Source organism: Methylomonas sp. MgM2, assembly GCF_054172045.1.
The window spans coordinates 76,798-98,855 of the sequence record NZ_JBSYXO010000004.1; the positions used below are offsets into that span (position 1 = coordinate 76,798).

The 22,058-nt window shown below is 45.1% G+C and carries 23 protein-coding genes; 11 read left to right on the forward strand and 12 right to left on the reverse strand.

The features are described 5' to 3' along the window. Positions 1-398 precede the first annotated feature (398 nt). The 3 genes from ACW73I_RS04760 to ACW73I_RS04770 are packed head-to-tail and all read left to right on the forward strand — an operon-like array spanning position 399 to position 3,159. Entirely contained in the window at positions 399-632 is a 234-nt protein-coding gene (locus ACW73I_RS04760) for a FeoA family protein (protein ID WP_458028092.1), read from the forward strand. Next, positions 629-2,941 (forward strand): Fe(2+) transporter permease subunit FeoB, encoded by a 2,313-nt coding sequence (gene feoB, locus ACW73I_RS04765; RefSeq protein WP_458028093.1) that lies wholly within the window; start codon positions 629-631, stop codon positions 2,939-2,941. The genes ACW73I_RS04760 and feoB overlap by 4 nt, the downstream gene beginning before the upstream one ends. After that, positions 2,938-3,159 carry a FeoC-like transcriptional regulator gene (locus ACW73I_RS04770; RefSeq protein ID WP_458028094.1) on the forward strand — a complete coding sequence of 74 codons (222 nt, stop codon included), beginning with the start codon at positions 2,938-2,940 and terminating at the stop codon, positions 3,157-3,159. The genes feoB and ACW73I_RS04770 overlap by 4 nt, the downstream gene beginning before the upstream one ends. 45 nt (positions 3,160-3,204) lie before the next feature. Here ACW73I_RS04770 and ACW73I_RS04775 read toward each other — a convergent pair whose 3' ends face one another. The 3 genes from ACW73I_RS04775 to ACW73I_RS04785 all read right to left on the reverse strand — a co-directional run bounded on the left by ACW73I_RS04775 (position 3,205) and on the right by ACW73I_RS04785 (position 5,143). Next, entirely contained in the window at positions 3,205-3,492 is a 288-nt protein-coding gene (locus ACW73I_RS04775) for a hypothetical protein (RefSeq protein WP_458028095.1), read from the reverse strand. Positions 3,493-3,537: 45 nt separating this feature from the next. Continuing rightward, on the reverse strand, positions 3,538-4,488 hold the full coding sequence (locus ACW73I_RS04780) for a beta-propeller fold lactonase family protein (RefSeq protein WP_458028096.1): 951 nt from the start codon (positions 4,486-4,488) through the stop codon (positions 3,538-3,540). Between the two features lie 61 nt (positions 4,489-4,549). After that, entirely contained in the window at positions 4,550-5,143 is a 594-nt protein-coding gene (locus ACW73I_RS04785) for an SRPBCC family protein (protein ID WP_458028097.1), read from the reverse strand. 131 nt (positions 5,144-5,274) lie between these two features. Between ACW73I_RS04785 and sbcB the strand changes: the two genes are divergently transcribed. Both sbcB and ACW73I_RS04795 read left to right on the forward strand, forming a co-directional pair. Then, positions 5,275-6,711 (forward strand): exodeoxyribonuclease I, encoded by a 1,437-nt coding sequence (sbcB, locus tag ACW73I_RS04790; RefSeq protein ID WP_458028098.1) that lies wholly within the window; start codon positions 5,275-5,277, stop codon positions 6,709-6,711. 399 nt (positions 6,712-7,110) lie between these two features. Further along, positions 7,111-7,587 carry a NifB/NifX family molybdenum-iron cluster-binding protein gene (locus ACW73I_RS04795; protein ID WP_458028099.1) on the forward strand — a complete coding sequence of 159 codons (477 nt, stop codon included), beginning with the start codon at positions 7,111-7,113 and terminating at the stop codon, positions 7,585-7,587. A gap of 75 nt (positions 7,588-7,662) precedes the next feature. Here the strand turns inward: ACW73I_RS04795 and ACW73I_RS04800 are convergent, their stop codons facing one another. Next, a complete protein-coding gene (locus ACW73I_RS04800) occupies positions 7,663-7,971 on the reverse strand; it encodes a hypothetical protein (protein ID WP_458028100.1) in 309 nt (102 codons plus the stop codon). 214 nt (positions 7,972-8,185) lie between these two features. Further along, positions 8,186-9,628: an SLC13 family permease gene (locus ACW73I_RS04805; RefSeq protein WP_458028101.1), complete on the reverse strand. Its 1,443-nt coding sequence runs from the start codon at positions 9,626-9,628 to the stop codon at positions 8,186-8,188. Between the two features lie 217 nt (positions 9,629-9,845). Between ACW73I_RS04805 and ACW73I_RS04810 the strand changes: the two genes are divergently transcribed. Further along, positions 9,846-10,280 carry a ProQ/FinO family protein gene (locus tag ACW73I_RS04810; protein WP_458028102.1) on the forward strand — a complete coding sequence of 145 codons (435 nt, stop codon included), beginning with the start codon at positions 9,846-9,848 and terminating at the stop codon, positions 10,278-10,280. A gap of 583 nt (positions 10,281-10,863) precedes the next feature. Here the strand turns inward: ACW73I_RS04810 and ACW73I_RS04815 are convergent. From ACW73I_RS04815 to ACW73I_RS04825, 3 genes are all read right to left on the reverse strand, one after another. After that, positions 10,864-11,436 carry a hypothetical protein gene (locus ACW73I_RS04815; RefSeq protein ID WP_458028103.1) on the reverse strand — a complete coding sequence of 191 codons (573 nt, stop codon included), beginning with the start codon at positions 11,434-11,436 and terminating at the stop codon, positions 10,864-10,866. Positions 11,437-11,561: 125 nt separating this feature from the next. After that, positions 11,562-12,425: a general secretion pathway protein GspB gene (locus ACW73I_RS04820; RefSeq protein WP_458028104.1), complete on the reverse strand. Its 864-nt coding sequence runs from the start codon at positions 12,423-12,425 to the stop codon at positions 11,562-11,564. A 1-nt stretch (position 12,426) separates the two neighbouring features. Next, positions 12,427-13,977, reverse strand: a complete 1,551-nt coding sequence (locus tag ACW73I_RS04825; RefSeq protein WP_458028105.1) for an AAA family ATPase — start codon at positions 13,975-13,977, stop codon at positions 12,427-12,429. A gap of 342 nt (positions 13,978-14,319) precedes the next feature. Between ACW73I_RS04825 and ACW73I_RS04830 the strand changes: the two genes are divergently transcribed. Beyond that, positions 14,320-14,844, forward strand: a complete 525-nt coding sequence (locus tag ACW73I_RS04830) for a hypothetical protein (protein ID WP_458028106.1) — start codon at positions 14,320-14,322, stop codon at positions 14,842-14,844. Positions 14,845-15,189: 345 nt separating this feature from the next. Continuing rightward, positions 15,190-15,786, forward strand: coding sequence for a hypothetical protein (locus tag ACW73I_RS04835; protein WP_458028107.1), 597 nt, complete (start codon positions 15,190-15,192; stop codon positions 15,784-15,786). Between the two features lie 250 nt (positions 15,787-16,036). Here the strand turns inward: ACW73I_RS04835 and ACW73I_RS04840 are convergent, their stop codons facing one another. The 3 genes from ACW73I_RS04840 to ACW73I_RS04850 all read right to left on the reverse strand — a co-directional run bounded on the left by ACW73I_RS04840 (position 16,037) and on the right by ACW73I_RS04850 (position 18,678). Beyond that, complete coding sequence (locus ACW73I_RS04840) at positions 16,037-16,522, reverse strand: hypothetical protein (protein ID WP_458028108.1); 486 nt, start codon at positions 16,520-16,522, stop codon at positions 16,037-16,039. 82 nt (positions 16,523-16,604) lie between these two features. After that, positions 16,605-17,369 carry a hypothetical protein gene (locus ACW73I_RS04845; RefSeq protein ID WP_458028109.1) on the reverse strand — a complete coding sequence of 255 codons (765 nt, stop codon included), beginning with the start codon at positions 17,367-17,369 and terminating at the stop codon, positions 16,605-16,607. Positions 17,370-17,484: 115 nt separating this feature from the next. Continuing rightward, the gene (locus ACW73I_RS04850) at positions 17,485-18,678 is read right to left on the reverse strand and encodes an NAD(P)/FAD-dependent oxidoreductase (protein ID WP_458028110.1); all 1,194 of its coding nucleotides are present in this window, start codon (positions 18,676-18,678) and stop codon (positions 17,485-17,487) included. A gap of 267 nt (positions 18,679-18,945) precedes the next feature. Between ACW73I_RS04850 and ACW73I_RS04855 the strand changes: the two genes are divergently transcribed. The 3 genes from ACW73I_RS04855 to ACW73I_RS04865 all read left to right on the forward strand — a co-directional run bounded on the left by ACW73I_RS04855 (position 18,946) and on the right by ACW73I_RS04865 (position 21,557). Then, entirely contained in the window at positions 18,946-19,788 is an 843-nt protein-coding gene (locus ACW73I_RS04855; protein ID WP_458028111.1) for an ion transporter, read from the forward strand. A 112-nt stretch (positions 19,789-19,900) separates the two neighbouring features. Beyond that, positions 19,901-20,821: a glycosyltransferase family 2 protein gene (locus tag ACW73I_RS04860; RefSeq protein WP_458028112.1), complete on the forward strand. Its 921-nt coding sequence runs from the start codon at positions 19,901-19,903 to the stop codon at positions 20,819-20,821. 4 nt (positions 20,822-20,825) lie between these two features. Next, positions 20,826-21,557 (forward strand): methyltransferase domain-containing protein, encoded by a 732-nt coding sequence (locus ACW73I_RS04865; protein ID WP_458028113.1) that lies wholly within the window; start codon positions 20,826-20,828, stop codon positions 21,555-21,557. Here the strand turns inward: ACW73I_RS04865 and ACW73I_RS04870 are convergent. Then, a complete protein-coding gene (locus tag ACW73I_RS04870) occupies positions 21,550-21,972 on the reverse strand; it encodes a GtrA family protein (protein WP_458028114.1) in 423 nt (140 codons plus the stop codon). The genes ACW73I_RS04865 and ACW73I_RS04870 overlap by 8 nt on opposite strands. Between the last annotated feature and the right edge of the window lie 86 nt (positions 21,973-22,058).

Genomic DNA, 22,058 nt, shown 5'->3' on the forward strand with positions numbered 1-22,058 from the left:
GACTGGCTCGGGGTAAAAAACCGAGCTTGTTGAGGTTTAGTTCGGATGGGGCGATTTTCTAGTTTATTTCACCGTCAATACAGGCTCCGTTTTAAATTTTAGGCATGACGACCGGCTTTCATTCGCTCGAGGTTGCTTGCCTGCCTCGTAATCATAACTGGCGAAGCGACTGACGGAGGCAGAATGTATCCTTATGAAATGCCGAGCTTTGTAATCTGCTATCTGATTTCATTGACCCCATGCCGACGAACCCACAACGAAGTAGAACTGAGCCCAATAATAATTCGCATAATGTATATTATGTTAAATCATAAAAATATGTTTACCTTGGTTCCTGATGTGCTATATTCACAATTAATGAGAACCATTATTAATTACCTTTTGGATAAACAGCGACTATGAAGACTTCACTTAAAATGCTGGCGACCGGCGATTCTGGCCGCATTGTGGGCTTTGATCAGAAAGGCGGTTCTTACCGCAAGAAGCTGTTGGCCATGGGATTAACACCCGGCACCGAGTTTACTATCACCCGCTTTGCGCCTATGGGTGATCCGGTTGAAATTAAGCTTCGCGGCTTTTCGTTGTCGCTGAGAAAAAACGAAGCTTCTGTATTAATGATCGAGAAAATATGATTGTTGATTTCACTATCGGCGTTGTTGGGAACCCAAATTGCGGTAAAACGACGTTGTTCAACGCCTTAACCGGTTCCAGGCAACATGTCGGTAACTGGCCTGGCGTTACCGTCGAAAAAAAAACAGGTGAATACACATTTCAAGGCAAACGCATTGCCGTTGTCGATCTACCGGGTACCTATTCGTTAGAATCGGATGACGACAGTGTGTCCTTAGACGAAAAAGTCGCCCGCGATTATGTCGCTTCCCGCCATGCCGACCTGATCATTAACATTATTGACGCGTCTAATATCGAACGCAATTTATATCTAACATCTCAATTAATTGAAATGCGCGTACCGATGATCATCGTGTTGAATATGATGGATGCGGTTAAAAAGCGCGGCATCAAAATCGATATTGCCGGCCTGTCTAATCAACTGGGCTGCCCGGTGATTTCGGTGATTGCAGCCACAGGTCAAGGCGTCACGGACTTACGTCATTCCATCAGCGGCGCCTGTGCTAATCCGCAGATCCCATCCTTGAGAGTTGATTATCATCCGGCTATTGAAGCCGGCGTTGCTGAACTAGAACAAAAGCTTGATACCCATAAACACCGTTGCGATCTGCGTTGGCTGGCTCTGCGGCTGTTAGAGAACGATACCTTAGCCAAACAATTGGCCGGTCCGCAGATGTCGCCATTCGTAGGTCAATTGCGCGAAAAAATCGAAACGGAAACCGATGACGAAATCGATATTCTTGCGGCTGACGCCCGTTACGGCCTGGTCAATCATTTAGTTCAGGCCAACGTCTGCAAAGTGAATGAAGTATCGCGACATACCACAGACAAAATTGATTCTGTCGTTTTGAACCGTTTTTTAGGTCTCCCAATTTTTTTGCTGGTGATGTATGCGATGTTTATGTTCACGATCAACATCGGCAGTGCTTTTGTGGACTTTTTCGATCAAGTCGTCGGCGCTTTTTTGGTTGACGGCATGAGCAACCTCCTCGCTTCATTCGACTGGCCGGATTGGTTGGTGGTGTTGATTAGCAATGGTATTGGCGGCGGTATTCAAGTGGTCGCCACGTTTATTCCCATCGTCGGTTTTTTATTTGTCTTTTTGTCCCTACTGGAAGATTCCGGCTACATGTCGCGGGCCGCATTCGTAATGGATCGATTCATGTGTTTCATTGGTTTGCCGGGGAAATCCTTCGTGCCGATGATCGTCGGTTTCGGATGTAACGTACCTGCCATTATTGCGACTCGCACGCTGGATAATCATCGTGACAGAGTGCTGACCAATTTGATGAATCCGTTTATGTCCTGCGGTGCGCGCCTACCGGTTTATGCCTTATTCGCGGCAGCGTTTTTCCCGGTTGGCGGACAGAACTTAGTGTTCGGATTATATCTATTCGGCATTTTGGTTGCGGTGATGACAGGTTTGATTATGCGGCATACTTTGTTACAAGGCGAGCCAACGCCGTTTTTAATGGAATTGCCAACCTATCACCTGCCCACGCTACGAGGCGTCTACATTAAGACCTGGGATCGATTACAAGCCTTTATCTTTAATGCGGGCAAAGTGATTGTGCCTATGGTGCTGGTGCTTAATATTTTAAATTCGCTCGGAACCGATGGAAGTTTCGGTCAAGAAAACAGTGACAAATCGGTATTAAGCCAAATCGGTCGTGCCTTGACACCCGCATTCCAGCCTATGGGAATTCATGAAGACAATTGGCCGGCGACCGTTGGGATATTTACCGGCGTGCTAGCCAAGGAAGCCGTAGTCGGGACATTAGATGCGTTATACAGTCAAATGGCCAATAATGCAGAGGATGCAAGCGAACAGCCCTTCCGCTTGCAGACAGCACTCTTGGCGGCGTTTCAAACCATACCGGATAATTTAATGGCTATCGTCGATAAGGTATTGGATCCTCTCGGCGTGGATATTGGCGATGTCGGTGATGTCGCTCTCGCCGCTGAACAACAAGAAGTAACAGTAGCGACCTTCGGGGCAATGCAAAGTCAATTTGACGGACAAATAGGTGCGTTTGCTTATTTATTATTTATATTATTGTATGCGCCCTGCGTCGCGGCAACCGCGGCAATATATCGAGAAACAAGCTTGGGTTGGGCCGTATTCGTTGTTTGTTGGACGACGTTTGTGGCTTATTCGACGGCGACCTTATTCTATCAAGCGATGCGCTTTAGCCAGCAGCCCGCCATTGCGGGTGTTTGGTTTGGTTCGCTAATTTTTATGTTTGTGGCAATTTTGGCGATCCTGCGTTTTTATGGGACGCATCAACATACGGCCGAAAAACTATCATGATATTATCGGAGTTAAGGATTTATTTAAAAGAAAAACAACGCGTCACGTTGAACGACTTGGTATTGCATTTTCACGTCGATGCCAACGCATTGCGAGGGATGTTGTCTAAATGGGTCAGCAAAGGCAAAGTGCGCAGATCGCCCGCACCTTCCGGCTGCGCCACCAGCTGCTGCAAATGCGACCCGCTTTTGACTGAAATTTACGAATGGATAGACTGAATTACGCGGAAGGAATAAATAAGCTCAACCCGATAAGTTTATGCATTATTTATCCGCTAACCAGTCTTGCAGTGCATCGATAATTTCCTGCGCTTGTTTTTCGCTGGAAATATTAAATTTTGATTTTTGCTGATATTCGCCGTTGCGCTTTTGATAGCGGCGAATACTGAACCGGTCTTGACTATATTGATTTTTGCCGGGTTCCCAATCTTGGTAGCGATAAATTACCGTCGCCCAGGCTCCTTTACTCAATATTTTCTTGTCTAGTTCTTTAACGGTTTCGATACCGCCATCTTCGTAGCGAATTGTCAGTTCATCAACGGTTTCTGCCATGGTTTTCCTTTCTAAAACAAATAGAGCCGCAAGTTTATCACGAGCTTACGGACTGATAAACTCGCCAAACGCGCGGCTACCCTCTCCTGTATAAATCGTGTTAACAACCTTCAGGGTTTCCGCGTCTATGACTGAAACATTGTTATCAAACCAATTGGCGACATAAACTAAACGACCATCGGGGTGAGTGCTAATGCCCTCCGGCTTATCCCCCACTTCAATAACCGCAACGGTTTTCAAGGACTTCGTATCGATGACCGACACCGTGCTATCGTCCTGATTAGTAACAAACAATAAACTATCGTTTTTCGCTAGGGTCACTGCATAAGGCCGACCGCCGACTTTGATGGTCGCTATACGCTTCAACCGGCGGGTATCCAATACTGTGACATCGTCGCTTTCCACGTTAGCGGTGTATAGGCGTCTGCCGTTACTATCGACTGTAATGCCGAACGGATGGGCGCCTACTTTGGTAGTGTTTCGAATAGTCAGCTTTTTTAAATCAATCTGCGATACCGAATCGTCGACTCGATTTGCCACAAACAACCATTTGTTATCCGGACTAATCGTCATGCCGGACGGCGATTTTCCTACAGAGATCGTCGCGATTTTCTTGAAATTTTTGGTATCGAAAACCGCTACTGTATTTTCGTACCAATCGGCCACGAAAACCAGTTTACCGCTTTTGTCGACAGTGATCCCCAAAGAAGCCCCCCCTACTCTTATGGCCTTATGGACTTTAAATGATTCGGCATCCACGACCGCAAAGCCTCCGCCTTCGGGCGTGCTAATATAAATTTGTTTCAGCGCAGTGTTCACCGCAACGCCTGCAGGTTTTCCGGCGACTCTTATTGTGTCAATCACAAGTTGACGATCCGTATCGATAACCGAGACTGTATTGTCTAGCTGATTCGTGATGAATGCATAAGGCCGTGCGGAAGCTAACCCGGCGCAAGCCAATAGGAAGACCAAAACAAACGATTTTGTAAGCATCATGACTTAGATTAAGGGAGGAAAAACGGTTTCCGTCATTAGACGGAAACCGTATACGGCAGGACTAGCGTTTTAATTCGATCTTAACTTCAGCCGATCCGGAACCTAATTTTTTATCCAGCGCTTCCAGACCGGTGGTCAAGACCGCAGTGACCGCTTTATCGGCGGCTTCTTCATTCAGTTCGGCCGGTGGATTGTTATTGACATAGGCGCGATAGTAAGTAGCCACCCACTCGACCTCGGCTTTGCCGCCTTTGTCGGAAACCGAAATTTCAGCCGCATAGTTGCCGACCGGCAATACAGGGATTTCTTCGTCCTGACCGGCGTGTTTAATCGTACCGGTTGAGCTCATGTCGGTGATTTTATATTTGTATGCCATCTTTTTGGCATCATACGATTTCAATTCTTCGGTGATTGTGCCGCCATTAGTCAAAGTCAGCTTGCGAACCGAGCCTTTTTCATTACTGCCGCCTTCGACGCTTTTAATGCTCGGGTGCCAGGACATATCATTGTAGTCTTTAATGACATCCCAAACTTTGGCAGCGGGTGCATCGATTGTGATGATTGCGGTCATTTTGCCTCTAACCGGACCGTGGGCGTTAACTATGCCGGTAAATAGCAGCAAAGCCGCAGAAACAAATAATGAGGTTTTTTTCATAACACTTTCCTATGATAGACACATAAAATTGAATCCCTCATTATAAAATAAATTCTTTGCTCGGGCAGTCGTAAAAGGCCGATTACGGAAATTTTCCTGTTTTTCTTATTTAGCTTACCTAAAATAAAACAATGACCACAGTCAGTTATTTTTGGCACGATTACGAAACCTTCGGGACCGATCCCCAGCGAGATCGTGCTTGCCAATTCGGCGGCGTCCGTACCGATTTGGAATTTAACGTCATCGGCGAACCACTGGTTTTGTATTGCAAGTTGGCCGACGATTATCTGCCCAATCCCGAGGCTTGTTTGATCACTGGCATTACTCCGCAATCGGCCAATGAAAAAGGTATATGCGAAGCCGAATTCATCGCCCGTATCGAACGCGAACTAGCTCGACACGAAACCTGCAGCCTGGGCTATAACACGATTCGATTTGACGATGAAGTAACTCGTAATCTGCTTTATCGTAACTTTTTCGATCCATATGCCAGAGAATGGCAAAACGGCAATTCCCGTTGGGATTTGATCGACGTTGCTCGTGCCGCCCGCGCATTGCGCCCGGATGGCATTAATTGGCCGGTAAACGACGAAGGCATCGCCAGTTTTCGTTTGGAAGAAATCACGCAAGCTAATGACATTGCGCATCAAACGGCGCACGATGCCTTATCCGATGTTTACGCCACGATCGCTCTGGCACGTTTGATTAGGCAAAAACACCCGAAGCTTTATGATTATTTGTTCGCAAACCGCCTTAAATCGGCGGTATTAAAACAATTGCAGCTGGGTAGTTTTACCCCCCTTGTACATGTTTCCGGACGTTTTCCTGCCAGAAAAAATTGTTTGGCAATTGTGCTGCCCGTTTGCGCTCATCCTCGCAATTCCAATGAAGTGATCGTTTACGATTTATCGGCAGATCCCGAAGCAATGCTTGAACTCGATGCCGAGCAGATCCGGCAACGCTTGTTTGTATCCAACGATGAACTGCCGGACGGTGTGGCACGCATACCGCTAAAAACCGTGCATATCAACAAGTGTCCGGTACTTGCACCCTTGTCCGTTATCCGGCGCAATGATGCTGAACGCTTGGAACTGGATATCGGACAATGCCAAACCAATTTGGCACGCATCCGTGCCGTGCCATCGGTCGAATTGGAACAAAAGCTGGCCGAGGTTTTTACCCGCAGCTACGCAGATACGCCCGGCGATCCGGATTTGATGATGTACAGCGGCGGCTTTTTCGGCCACAAAGACAAAACCGTGATGCAAAAAATCAGGCAAACGCCGCCGCAAGCCCTGGCCGGATTTCGTGCCGATTTCGACGACGCCCGCCTCCCTGAAATGCTGTTTCGCTACCGGGCCAGAAACTACCCCGAAACCTTGAATGCCGACGACAAACGACGTTGGCAGGCCTTTTGTCTGGCCAGGTTTGACGACGAGGAAAATCCCGGTAATATTAGAAACTTTCGAAAAACGCTCGATGCACTAACAGAAACACTAGGCACTAATCACCGGATACTAAGCGAATTGGAAGCATTTGCCGCAAATAAGCTACGCCGGCCCGACTAGGCAAGGCGTGTGTCTGGCCGATCTTTGGCTGCCTTTTAATACCCCGCAATTTCCGGCAAATTCGCTTCATCCGCCAGTGTGAGGGACTTGCCGCCCTCCACCGGGGCAGCCGCCCGAATCAGGTATTTCCGTGATGCTCTCTTTACCCGCAGCGGTGCGGGTAAAGAGAGGACTTCATCGCCACCAAATCATGGAAGATAATCGTATTTGTAGCGGTTAAAAAGCGGTATATTAGCTCAGTTAGGAAATCGTCTGTCGACCAGACGGCGCTACCGATATTTTATTATGGCCGCCCCTGGTTGATAACATACTTATCTTTCAATTGGGCCAAAGATATTCGATTTTGACAGCCCGCACCAATCGATCTTTGGCCTTCAGTCATTAATTTGGGAGTGTCATATGAGTCAACTTGCTGATGTAAATAGTGTTGCGGAAATTGAAGTCGATGAGAATATGCTGATAGTCGCTTTTGCAAGTTCAGATGGTGAAATAGTCGATCAGCATTTCGGTTCGGCTTCTGGGTTCCATGTGTACGGTATCGGCGGCGACACCGCCAAACCGCTGTCCGCTAAGTCGTTTAATAAAGAAAAGCAAGATGGCAATGAAGACAAGCTAAAACCTAAGTTAGCTTGGTTAACGGGCTGCGACTTGGTTTATTGCGGCTCTGTCGGTGGTTCGGCCACGAATCAATTGATTAAGTTAGGTGCTCACCCCGTCATCGTAAAAGGCGGCCCGGATATCGAAGAGATCATCACCGAGTTGCAAAAAGAAATCGCCGGCACCATGTCGCCTATGCTCGAACGCATTTTTAAACAAAAAATGCGTAAAGATGAAAGCCGTTTCGACGAGATGGCAGAAGAAGAATGGGATGAATAAGCTCGTCCGCTTACTTTGATTACCCGCTTCCGCCACGCTTTTGAATCCCTCAAATAGCGTGGCACACGCTTAAGATTATTCAATATCGCCCGCCAGTGCAGTATCCACGGCTCGCAAAATATATTCGTTGTCGCGAATATGCCGTGCGAGTTTTATGATCTCTTCATAGCCGTAATTGTGTAAATTGAAACTCATTTTGTCGATCTGTTTGTCGTCAATAAAAATATCGAGCACCAGTAACACAAAATTGTCGGACTGATGTGCGTCATCAAACACCTTGACGCTGGACACGATTCTCATATGTTCGTCGATGCTGTTGATGTATCGTAACGACGATAAATGCTCGATTTGTGCGGGGCTTAATGTGTTGTTGTTAGTCGTCATAAGGTCAAAATAAAGGCAAAGATTGTTTCATCCGGAATTATTCGTATAACAAACTTTATGCCATATTTGTTAACAGGGATTTCTGCTATGTAGCCAGTAACCGTTAACGGCAGCTATTGAATTCAGATCGGCCTTTCGGGCTTACTATGAATAACTTCTTGCAATTTGAAATTGACTTTCATTCATTTGGTTTATAAAGGCTGTTGTCGGTCGGTCAATCGATCAGTACCGTAATTAAATAGAAACCCAACGTCATCGTAAGCGTCAATGCAATAAAATTCAGCAAAATGCCGGCTTTCATCATCTGTTTTACGGTGATAGTGTTAGTTCCGAACACGATGGCGTTCGGGGGCGTCGAAATTGGCATGCTAAACGCAAAACTCGCGCAAAGCGCTGCCGGCATGGACACTATCACCGGATCGAGGCCTTGAGCTTCGCCTAATTTCATGATCATAGGCAAGGCCACGACGCAGAGCGCTACATTACTCATCACTTCGGTAAGACACAATGCAAGCGCCGCTAGCGTCAAAATCATCCAATAAGGACTGACAAAATCCATCGAGGCAAAATACTCGGTGGCCATTTGAATGATACCCACCTCTCTTAACGCTCCGGCCATCGCCATACCGCCCCCGAATAGCAAGACGATATCCCAAGGCAACAGCGTAAGATCGGTGCTATCCAATACCGGGTTTGAATTATTGACATCAGTCGGAATCAAGAACAATAGTATGCCTGCCAAGATCGCTATCGAGGTGTCGTCCAGAAATTCGGTGCCTATCAAGTAATTAATCAAGTCTTTAAGTATCCATAAAGCGATGGCGAACAAAAAAACGGCGATCGTGATGGTTTGCGAACGATCGATACGACCAAGGCTCACGATTCGTTCACGGATAAAATCCCTAAAGTTGGGAGGGATTGAAACCCGAAATCGATATAGGACTTTTAGGGTGTAAAACATAATGGCCAATAAGCCGACGGCGACGGGCAAGGTTGTTGCGGTCCATTTCCAAAAATCGATTTTCCGTGTGTAAAACTCATCCAAATAAGCCATGAACACGACATTGGGCGGCGTACCGATCGGCGTCGCGATACCGCCGATGTTCGCGGCATAAGCGATAGCCAAAAACAGCACGACAGTCATCGAATCCAAGGTGTGACTGGTATCCGTAGGCAGGTTTTGTTTCAAGAAATGTATCACCGACAGCGCAATCGGCACCATCATTACCGTGGTGGCGGTATTACTGATCCACATGCTCAAAAAGGCCGTCGCGATGATGAATCCAATGATGATGCCCGAATCCGACCGACCTGTGACCGATAAGATATTCAAAGCGATCCGCTCGTCCAGTTTGGTTTTTTCCAGAGCCCGCGCAATCATAAAGCCGCCTAAAAACAAATAAATGACCGGATTGGCATAAAATGGGCTGACTTGTTTGATTGGCATGATCTGTAATAACGGCAAATAACAAAGTGGAATAAGCGCTGTGATGCCGAGCGGTAAGACTTCGAATATCCACCAGCTAACCATCCAGCCCGCCATCAGTAAACAGAAGAACATATTCCGGTCCACTACAGATTGAGTCGAATCGATAACCAGTCCAATTAGCAGCAAAATAATAGGAAAAAAGATGACAATGTTTTTTTTGAAATTCATATTTGGTGTAAATAAGACCGACCTAACGGTCTAAGTTCGTTGAATTTTGTGTTACTGTGACGGACTAATGAACGCCTTGTGAATCAAATGGAGCTTTATACCGATGCCGACAAATTTTCATGACGCAACATCATCCCTGACTGCTTGTGAGTGGTGTACTGGCAAATAAGCCATTAGAATAGATTCTACGCTAGCTAAAAAATACGTTATCTCGATTATGGACTTAAAACAACTCGCATCCTTGAAAGAAGAATTGGCCAGACAAGCAGCAAGCAAAAACAAGGCGCAAGACAGAAAACTCGACGCGGACAATCCGGTCAAAACTCCCCCGGTAGATCCAGTGCTGCGTACTATAGGTCTGCTGCAAAAACGCTTTCCATTGGCCTTTCCGAAAAAACCGCATCCCAAGGTTCCTTTAAAAATCGGTATTCACAAAGAGCTAATAAACCAAGCTGAATCACTCGGAATTACCGCAAAAGAAATCCGTGCGGCGTTAAGAAAGTGGTGTAAAGGCAAACGCTATTCAGAATGCATGATGGCGGGTGCCGCGAGAGTCGATTTGCAAGGGAAAGAAGCAGGACATGTCACCAAAGAGGAAGCATATCAGGCGGAAAACCGCGAAGCATTAATACAACACGCGCCAACCGCTTGATTATCTTCAAATTCTCCGTACAACCTAGCAACTGGGACCGGAATCGGAACTCAATCGGAGGATTTATGGTCTTTTGCTAACGTATCAGCGATCTGTTGCAGATAGGTTAACCGATTCGGCATAACGATTTAATTTGCGTTAATCGCGCAACCCCTTGGACACTTATGATTAGAATCTATAAACGCACCATACAAGTTGATAGACAAAAACCGTCAATATCGTCGGATGCAAACGTGTACCGCGTCCGAGACGAAATCACGAGCCGAAGACTGCCTCGGTTCGTGACGATACCGTTAATCATTGCAGGAACCGTCGTTGGAACATTGCTATTTTCCATGATTTTCGCCTTTATAGTGATTCCAATGAGTATCGCGGGGCTTATAGCGTGGCGTCGGTTGATAAAGAAAGGACTGCCGCCGCAAGATCGAAGCATTAACGCCGAATACACAGTGATTTCCGATGGCGAAAAATAATCAGCCATAGTTCGACGTCGCTCTTTTTCTCGGACTATTTTACGACCTTAGCTATTTTCGGCTAACGCACGGTACTAGTCGGATGACTGTAATGTCAGCCTCGGCCAAAGTTACCGCCAGCTAAATACACCGGTAAAGGTAACGCAATCGTTCAGAGCCGATTCGGCATTATCGATATATATTTGCTGTGTTGCAGAGACGGGATAGATTTGTTTCTCCGGGCATTCGACGCTTTGTCCGGTACCTACGACGACTTTTTTACCGGGTTTCAGCGTGCACTGTACCAACATATCCAAGGGCGTCCATTGATAGCAGATTTCGTAGTCCTTGCGATAATCGGCAATCTTTCCTTCCGGTTTTGAGAATGTCCACCAGCTACCGAGCTTACTGTACGGTTTAATACTATTCCAAGCCCGGTACAAGACGACGCTTGTACCTTCCTTGCTTTGGTAGACCTGTGCTTGACAAAGGGAACCCTCATTTTCTTTTCCTTTGGCTTTAGCCAGTAGTGCTTGGTCTTCTATGGTTTCAAAACTATCCCTTAGCGTGAAAGGTAAAACCGTCGTGCCCGGACATGCCTGCGGCAGCATGGGTGCAGGCGTTTCGGTCGCCGGTTGGAAAGCGATTTCGGCGCAACCGCACAGAAAATTCAAAACTACAAGCGAGATAAGACGTCTAGTCACATTTTGCCTCATGGGGTTTGATATACGGTTATCGGTAAAGCAATTCTCGACTTCTTCTTCGACACCGGGCTCAACGGTTATTATAGGTTGTGCCAGTCCGCGTGCGTATCAAGCATTGTAAGGCTTTAAGGCCGCCTGATTATAAACGTACGTCCTTTGTAATCAACCACGATGCCGTCGGGGCGAATTTCCTTGAACGTCAACACATCTTTTATGCGCTGTCCCGGAACGTATCTCACCATATCAATCATTACAAAACGTTCCGCGACCGCATCCGAGTAACTAAAGACATTGATAGTTAAGTTAGGCAGCTCGCGTTGAAATTCGTAAGGCAATTCATCCAGGAACGCCAAGCTTGGGCGTGCCGGCATCACGTCGGTTTTTTCAATCGGATGTTTAGCCGTATCTTCGAGTTCGACCTCGGGTTGTGCGAGTTCAGTGCCCTCTCCCTGCCGGGTCGATTGTGTGTGGTCGATTTTGGCATTGGTTAACGTCGGCTTATTTTTGATCCCGGAGTCGGCTTTCGGTTTATCCGAACTGGCGGCTTCTTCCAAGTCTGTCGGCGACTCTCTTTTCGTCGGTGGCTTTTGTGCCGCACTCGCCTTTTCTTTATACACGGTCGCGGCCGTTTTTGGTTTCGCTGGCAATGGGTTTATGACTTTGCCGCTACGATTATCCGGTTCTTTCATTGAGACCAGGTCGTTTTTCCCGGTATGCGCCGGAACCGTTACCGGTGCTTGGTTTTCGATAGAAGCCTTCACCTTAGCTTGTGGTAGCGTAACGTCCGGAGAGATAGCTGTATTGTTTTGAATGAAGCCCAAAAAATACATCAGCATAGCCACGTTAGTAACGATAAGCGTGACGACGAGGCTTTTTGGACTACGGTAACGGGAAACGTGGCTCACGGAAATCCTATTGATAACGGCATCCGGTTCGACCGCTTGCCTTTCTCGTTCGGATTTACGTAATGCGTTCAAAATATATGACATATCAGTTGGTGTTTTTAAGGTGCGGAGAGCGCTCGGGCTGCGTTTGGTTTTCTAGATGAATCAAAGTGCGCGCACCGACGATGCCATCGGTTGTCAGTTGATGTGCGCGCTGAAAGTCCATCACTTGCGCTCTTAACGATTCATCGAAGATAGACGAGGAATCGTTATTCGATTCAGCCCCCGAAATTATGCTTAACTGCTGGCGTAGCCATACCACCTCATCGGATTGAGACGATGGTGTAATCGCTAACAAGTCCGGTAAAGGCGGTTGCCAAATGATTAGATAGTTACCGTTCCAGAACTTCATCAAGTCGGCCAGCGGGAAGGTTACGTCGCCATTAAAGCCGAGTATCGTTTGGTGCTTGGTCGTACCGACTAACAATGCATAGCGCTTGTCTCCCGAATTCAAAGAAAATTCCAATATAGCCGGACGATCCAACTCAAGCAATTCTTTCCAATTGGATTTGTCCGGAAAGCATCTAAACTCGCCCGGCAATGTGTCACAGGCCAGGTTCGTTTCGTCGGGCACTTCTTGGTGCCAAAGGGATAAGGCTTGCTTGATTGCCTGATTTAACGACAAACCGGGATTTTCCAACCAGTCAGAGAAATCGTTGGAATTGAGATGACGGTTCACCGATTGTTGTTCGGGTTTGGCAATGAACGGTGGCTGTCTCGTCAGTTGCGGTTTACTCGATGCTAATAGCTGAGCCGGCCTAAATAAAAAGGTATGCCGATATAGAAAATAAAATCCTGTTGCAACACCACTCAACAATACGATGGATAATATCGCTACAACAAATCGATTCTGCCGCCTTAAACCGAGCGTTTCGCGGGCGGCATGGTTAATGATATCAGTAGTAATCTTTCGGACATTGGTAGCATATGCGCCGAGCATGGCGCGATCGCATAACACGTTGATTATGCGGGGTATGCCGGCACTCAATTGATACACTTTACGGATAGCGCTGTCTTTAAATAGACTTGGATCTCCGTTGCAGACGGTTAATCGATGTCGAATATAGGCCTTGGTTTCGTCATAAGACAATGGCAGTAGATGGTGGCGGGCGGTAATACGCTGATTAAGTTGCCGTAGCTCAGGTCGGTTCAGCAACTGTTTTAGCTCAGGTTGTCCCACCAATAAAATTTGCAATAGCTTGGCTTTGCTGGTTTCAAGGTTGGTAAGCAGACGGATTTGTTCCAATACTTCCAAACTTAAGTTTTGTGCTTCGTCAATCAATAAGACTGTGGTACGGCCTTTAGAAAAAGCATCCAGCAAATGTTCGTTGATCTTATCGACGAAACTTTTCAACGATTGCTGCCGTTCCGTATAGCCGATTCCTAGTTCATCACAGATAGTAGACAATAACTCAATTGCATTAAGCTTTGGGTTTAATATCAATGCAATGTCAACCTTGTCAGGCAACTGTTGCAATAGGCAACGGCATAACGTGGTCTTGCCCGTGCCAACCTCGCCGGTAAGCGCCACAAAGCCTCCACCCATATTGATACCGTAGAGCAAATGCGCCAGGCCTTCCTGATGGCGCTCGCTCATGTATATAAAGTGCGGGTCAGGCGCTATCGAAAATGGTAGTTCCGTAAGATGAAAATATTGCTGATACAAAGCTTTCAGATTAACGTATGAGAATCGGCCGATATATTTTAACGCGGATCTTGATCATTCAGTGATTCGGAGATGTTTGAACGCTTGAAATTCGACTGCAAAAATTTCATCGACTTTGTGCAACCCGCTTTCACCTATGGGTATAGAGGTTTCGAAGCGGCCAAAAGCATTCACCCAGATTCCAAAAAATAGTAGTATTCGGACTGCTCGGCGAAGGTAATCAATTTCCTTGGTTCTTAATTGCAGAAAACAACAACAAGATTCGGAGCGCTTATGAAATACATCATCAAACAACTTTCTGACGATTTTATTTTCGAAGAAATGGAGCAAGTCCGAAAACAGTTTGTTGAAGCGCTTAATTACACCATGGAAAGCGCAACGGTATTCTTCGATGAAAATGCCGAAAACCCGCTGGATTTTTACATTGCCTATGACTTCCAGCAAAAGCACGGCGAACACGTGGTGTATGGATTCAATTTACGCGACGAGATCATCAAAAACTTTAAATTGGACAACAATAGATATCATTCATCCAAGAGCTTATTATCGATAGGCCGACATCTGAAAAACCTGGCTGAGGAGATCGAAGAACGATACGATCCCGAACCTACCAAAACGCTAGCGGCGGCAAGGGAAAAAAAGGAAACGGAATTTGCTAAAGGCATTAATCGTTCTTATCGGGAGGTCTTAAGAGAAGCCATCGAAAAAGACAAAGCAGCCGCTGGAAACAACGATGCCGAATTTGCCGAAGAACGACTAAATCAAACAATCTTATTGAATAATAAATCGGAACAATGACCGAAATATCCGGCACAAAAGCCCATCGACTGGCTGCTTGAAAATTAGGGTAACGGATACATCGGCCTGTAATGGCGTCGCCTGTCCCTATCTGGTCCGATACGCTTCGGAGACCGATAAAATTGACAAAATCAGTATTTCGGGAACACTTGGTACACATCTGCGTCTATTAACATAACCAAACCATAGCAAGTTTTTGGCAGAGTGTCGTCTGAAATGATACAAGTGACTAACGCCAGGCCGTCTTAATTAGCTTGACCTTATATTGATTCCCAACCCAGGCAGCTCGGTTACCTAGATTTTACCGAGCTTAGTTATTGCAATAATCGGGCACGGAGACTAACCATGACTGAAACAGTATTTACCGAGCAAAAACGCGATGCCACTTATACTGATCTGGCAGATGAAAAGCTTATTTCCAGCGTTGTCGATCTGTTTTACCAATACTTATTGGATGATTACCGGATCAATCGATATTTTTATACCCGACCCATCGGAGAACAAAAAGCACCTTTGAAATCACTGATAAAAGCGCTCGTCAATCGCAACCAATATACCGATAAGCAAGTTTGGGAGTTAGCGAATAATTTCTTTACGGCTGCGTTTGCCAGAGGCAACGCTAAGCCCAGTTTGGTGAATAATCGGGATTTCGCTTTTTTAGAGGCGTTTGTAACCGGTGATATTGTCAATGCCGGTAAACCGTCCGAACTTATCGTACTTTGTCCGGGACACTCTCATTTACTGAGATTGCAGCCTAACGACGATAATTATGATGCCGTCATAGAGAATCTGGCGCATGCGTTACAACAATTAAACATTCCCGACCGATTGGCTTCCAAAATACTGGCTTTTGCCGAAGCGGGGCGTGACAGCGTCCTGGGCAGAGGCGAAGCAATATATAACGAGGATAATATGGAAACGCATTTTAGGACGCACGGTTAACTTGCATCATCAAAGTATCGTTTTATCAATGGTCGCCCGGATAAAGGGTCCGATATCCGGGCTTGACGATGCTTCAGTCCTCCAGTTCGGCGTTGTTGACGACCGCTTCATCGAGTTTAAGCGGACAACGTAATTGAAACAGGACGCAACCTGGGCTTACGCGAGGCAAATACCCGGATCAGAATCTCTAAGCTGACGGTTTTTTACCGTCCAACACTGCATACCGCTTTAGGTGCGAATGCCAAGTGACTTAATATGGCGGGTACCAATTATAATTCTGAAGAGCGTTATTTAACGAATCTAAAACCGTATCCGATGGAGACTCCCGGATACGGAGCATATGCCTTGGAATATTTATTTCTTGTTTATAAATACCGCCATTTTGGCGTTGCTCGGAAACTAAAGTAACTTCTACTGCCGATTCGTCCGGAAAACATGGCAAACCGACATATGCGAGGAAAGACACATGTCTTTTGTTCAGGTGGCGAGTGTCGACGCCCTCGTGCGCTAAATGGCTGACGACATCGGGAGACGGTTGTTGCATCAACTCGGCTAATTCAGCGGGTGGGAAAACTTCAAGCACATAGCTTTTGATATCCAGTGTTTTCATTTCTTCGCCTGCGCGGTTAAAACCTTTTCTATGTTGAATATTTACGATAGGACCCGCAGTCCAGGCAGACAGATTCATCTTTGAACCAGTTGTTTTAACATCTCTTAAATAATTCGACGTTTTCATCGGTATATCTCCCTTGCAATTATATAGATAAACCAAACTAGTTGAATCGTGCTGTTGGAAATACTTTGCGGTAACAAAATCTTCAAACGAAACATATTTTTTGACGTCTATCGTTCGATTTTCGGATGGCTTGATCAAATTCCCATTGACAAAAAGGCGGCATTTCGTGACCGAATGAAGCGTCTTGGCTTAAAGCCCAAATATTAGCAATACACCAACGATCAAATACTTTGACTCGCCCGTCATCAAATTGGCCGTAAAGTAGCGTCATGCTACCTTCATCCTCTTTTTTATGATTTTCCACCAACATTTTGAATAATAAGCCAAGCACCAATAAGACATCGGCATAGTGCATCTTCACGATGAGTTTAGATGCATAGTATTTATCATCGGTATAAAAAGCAGGCTCAGCATTAACGCAATCTAATACATGAAATCGGCATCTGGATTTATGTAGATAATTATATAGAATCCGATCGGTCACTTTAAACGTCGCGTTAAAATCGGCAAAGAAAAAATAGTCATATTCTTTTTCCTTCGGTGGAATCTGTGTTTGATCACCAATCCACGGAATGAAAACATTAACGTCTGTCAATGGGTCAATATAATGTTCGCCGATTAGAATTTCATCGTCGGAAAACTCATAGGCTTTGCATCCGCAAGGTAGTATGTTTTTGATTTTTTGTAAAAAGTCATCGATATCTTTTTTGTATATAACAAATAAGTTATATCGTTTATTTAACTCCTTATACAGCACCGGCAGTTGATTTTCCGCTATTTGCTCTTCGGATATTTCAACATTGTATATACTGTGATCGTGAACCAACCAAAAATACCGTTTATCCATGTAATACTCCTAAAATGTGCAGCTTAATGACGAGCTAACAGATAATGAGCTTTAATATCGGTGATATGGTTACAGCCTGAGTCGGTCTCGATTGAGTTTATAAGTGGACAACCTTTTAAGATGTCAATTTCCCTTTTAAATATTCCGGTGTGAATGGCCCAAGTTCTACAATCAACCGACGAGCTTCCTCTACTTTTTCCCAAACGTTCCAGAGTACTACGCCGCGCACCCTACCCTCGTTTAGATAATAGACGACTCCTTTTTTAAACGGTTCTATCCAATCCGCTACCGCTTCGAATCGGGAATCCGTTTTGCCAACGGCCTCATACCCAAGATCGAACAAATCTGAATAAAAATACGGCAAGTGATGATATGGAAGTGTTTCTCCGGCCATGTTTCGGCCGGCGCATTCCCCCATGGTTAACGCATTATCTTCATGTTCGGCACGCATGCGGATACCAAGCGCAGGATTATAAAAATTGGCGACATCTCCAGCCGCATAGATATCAGGATCGCCCGCGCAAAGGAACTCGTCGACGACGATACCATTCTCGGCAACCAATCCGGTTTGGTTAATAAAATCGACATTGGGCTTAATCCCTATCCCCGCTATGACTGCATCCACTTTAATAGTGCGTTCACCGTTGCCGTCAGCGCCTCGTGTATTTAGACATAAAGTGTCTTGAGTTCTTTCTAAACCTGTAACTAAACGACGAGGTAACACTTCGACGCCATTGGCGCGATAATAATCGTTTAGAAACTGACTTAAGTCTCTTGGAAATATAGCTGCGCCGATACCGTCTTCCGGAAATAGCATGACTACTTGTTTGCCTGTCATGGCGAGTGCAGCTGCGATTTCCGACCCGATAAATCCGCCACCAATCACGCCAAACCTCTGTTTTTTCTCGGTCAGCGCGCGCAGTTTGAGGTAATCGTCGACATTGCGAAAATAAATAATATCCTCGCTTCCGAACGGCAGTTTGATCGTATCGCCACCGGTAGCAATTAAGAGTTTCTCATAGCGGTATATGTTACCTTCATCGTCGACAACCGTTTTATCGGACGGTGTCAGCGCTCGAACGCAACGGCCTAAGTGCAGCATCGGCTTAAGATCGTCTAAACCATACCAAATGCGTTCGAACGGAGTACCTTGCCATAAGCCCTTAGAAAGTGGAGGACGCTTGTACGGGGGATGATGTTCTGCGCTGATCAGGCCTATCGAGCCTTCGGAATCAATGGATCTAATGCCCTGCATTGCGGCGTAAGCCGTCATGCCCCCACCGATGATAAGATAATGATAATTTGACATAGAACCCTCCAAATCGTGCTATTGACTCTTCCTTAAGAGGGTGTCCGAAACGATAATCGGACTAATTAATTAGTAATAGGTTCAAAATAAGCGGATATCCTAAGCCATGCGTTGCTTAACGGAAACCGCTTTTGTTTAAAAAATATCTTCAGCGACAAATGTTGAACTCATAAACTTCCATAGTCTGATAATTATTTAACTTCTCAATGGTCAAGTTTTAATCGCATGAACATTGCCCAAAAAAAATCAAGATACAACGAAAGTCGAGTGTTAGCACCGTGGCGGGAAAAGCTCAACGAAGTGATATTCGGCTCGGAATCACCTGCCGGACGCAATTTCGACATCATCCTAATAGTCATGATATTCCTTAGTGCTTTAGTGGTGATGCTGGACAGCGTTGAAGATTTCAGTAGACGACATGCCGATTGGCTGTCCATCTTGGAATGGGTGTTTACGCTGCTATTCACAGTGGAATATCTGCTACGCCTGTTATGTGTGCGGTATCCTTGGCTGTACATCCGCAGTTTCTATGGCGTCGTCGACCTACTATCGATATTACCTAGTTATGTCGGTTTGTTATTGCCTGGAGTCGAATATACTATGGTGGTTCGAATTTTGCGCCTACTGCGCATCTTCAGGGTATTGAAGCTCTCCGAGTATCTAAACGAAGCCAATATGCTGATGGTGGCTTTAGTCAACTCCCGATGGAAAATCATGGTATTTTTGTATACCGTATTGACTCTGGTTGTCATATGCGGCGCCCTGATGTACGTCATTGAAGGCAAAGATGCCGGATTTACTTCGATTCCGCGTAGCATGTATTGGGCGATAGTTACTCTAACCACAGTCGGCTATGGGGATATAGCGCCTCAGACAACCTTAGGACAGATCGCCGCGTCGGTTATTATGATCATGGGTTATGGAATCATCGCAGTTCCAACAGGGATATACGGGGCGGAGCTGTTCAAAACCGTACAACAATCCGGCATCAGTAACGAAGCGTGTCCTGATTGCGGCGCTATCGGCCACGACATTGATGCCAACTTCTGTAAATATTGCGGGCGTAATTTGGAAGATTTGCCGTCACATAAAAAGCCATTAAAGCGGTAAGTGAGTAGTGCTTTGACGAAGTGGGAGACTTTAATCCACCAACGTTTCTCCGCCATGGCCCATAATACCGTTGAATTAGATTGGGTAAGTTTCATACGCAGGAGACAGCTATATGATATCTATTATCGTTCCCACATATAACGAAGAAGAGGTGCTGGGCGAGTTTTATTCTCGATCGACCGCTGTTCTCGAGAATATTAATATGCCTTATGAGTTAGTTTTTGTTAATGATGGAAGTAACGACAAAACACTATCGATATTGGAAGACATGAGCGAACGAGACAAGCGTATCGTCATAGTAGATTTGAGTCGTAATTTTGGCAAGGAAATTGCATTGTCAGCCGGATTAGATATTGCAGAAGGCGATGCCATTATAATTATAGATGCGGACTTGCAGGATCCCCCGGAGTTGATTCCGGAGCTGATTACACAATGGCGGAGCGGTTATGATAACGTTTATGCGCGTCGCATCAGTCGCGATGGAGAGTCGTTCTTAAAGAAAACTACGTCATATTTGTTTTATCGTCTAATTAAGCGAATTTCTAACATCAACATTCCAGAAGATACAGGCGATTTCCGCTTATTAAGCCGTAGAGCAGTTGACGCTTTAAAAAAACTTCCTGAGCGCCACCGCTTTATGAAGGGCTTATATGCGTGGATTGGCTATCCGGCAATCGCAGTCGACTATCGCCGCGATCCTCGTCACGCCGGCACGACTAAGTGGAACTATTGGAGATTATGGAATTTTGCGATAGAAGGCATTACTTCATTCACGGAAATTCCACTTAAGCTTGCGACCTATTTAGGAGTATTAATTGCATCCATCTCATTCGTTTACGGCGCCTACATTATTTATGATACCATTTTTTTTGGTAACGATGTCCCAGGATACCCATCCTTGCTTGTCACTATTTTATTTCTAGGAGGTATCCAACTAATATTTATCGGAATTATAGGTGAATACTTGGGAAGAGCCTTTTCAGAAATTAAGCAACGTCCTTTGTATTTAATTAACAAAATAGTTAAAAAATAAATTTATGGATGTAAAAGAAGAAGAGATACTTGGAAATTCTGTTTTTTCGCATTGGTATTACGTATCAAAAGGTAGAGCAATTACTTATTTTCTTCAATCAATTCCATTTAAGAGTGTTTTGGACATTGGAGCCGGCTCAGGTGTTTTCTCGAAGATGCTTTTGAACACTGAAAAAGTTGAATCGGCCCGCTGTCTTGACATAGCATATGCTAATAACAATGTGGAAATATACAACGGAAAACCTTTGCACTTTGTAAAGTCACTAGACAACATATCCGAATCTGTAATCTTAATGATAGATGTACTAGAACATATTGAAGATGATGTTGGGTTATTGCGCTCCTATGTGGAACAAATGCCTAACGGTGCACATATTCTAATTTCAGTACCGGCATTCAATTTTCTATGGTCGGGACACGATATATTTTTAGAACACAAGAGACGCTATACTCTTGCGAAACTCGAAAGATTGGTTGCTGATGCAGGTCTAAGTGTAGTATGTAGTCGCTACTTCTTTGGTGTATTATTTCCTGTCGTTGCGATAATACGAATCATTAATAAAGTCCGGCTGCGCGCCGGTGCACTCATGCCGAAAAGCGATTTACGTATGCCATCCTACTTATTGAATAAACTCCTAATTGGAATTAATCTAATCGAACTTAGGACGCTATTGCATATAAATACACTGGGAGGTTTGACAATATTTTGCTTGGCTCAAAAACAATCAGCTAAGTAAATGTCCATTTCTTATTGATCAGAAATGTCATCGCTGGCGTTATAGTCGTCATAACAACTACGGAATAGGCATATGGTAAAAATGCCACGTTGACGATCAGATATACGGCCCCAGCATTTATACTTAATCCGATCAAAGAAATTATGAAAAACTTGACCAATTTTCTAAGCCAATGACTCACGCCTGTATTTTTAAATGTCCAGTGATACTGACCTAAGAACGATATCAAGAAAGCAACTATAAATGCTATAAAATTCGCTTGTAATGCTGAAGTGATTTTATTTTCAAGAATAAATATGAATAAGCTGGCGTGGGTGGCGGTGGCAATCACACCAACGAAGGTAAACTGAAGCATTTGCCGAAAAGATCGGCGGCGTGTATGCATAGCATGTAGTAGGAATTTGTTCTTATCCACAATCTTTGTTATAAGCCTCATTTATATCTATACATTATAACGATAACATCTGAATCAATATAATGACAAGGTATTTGTTATTTAAC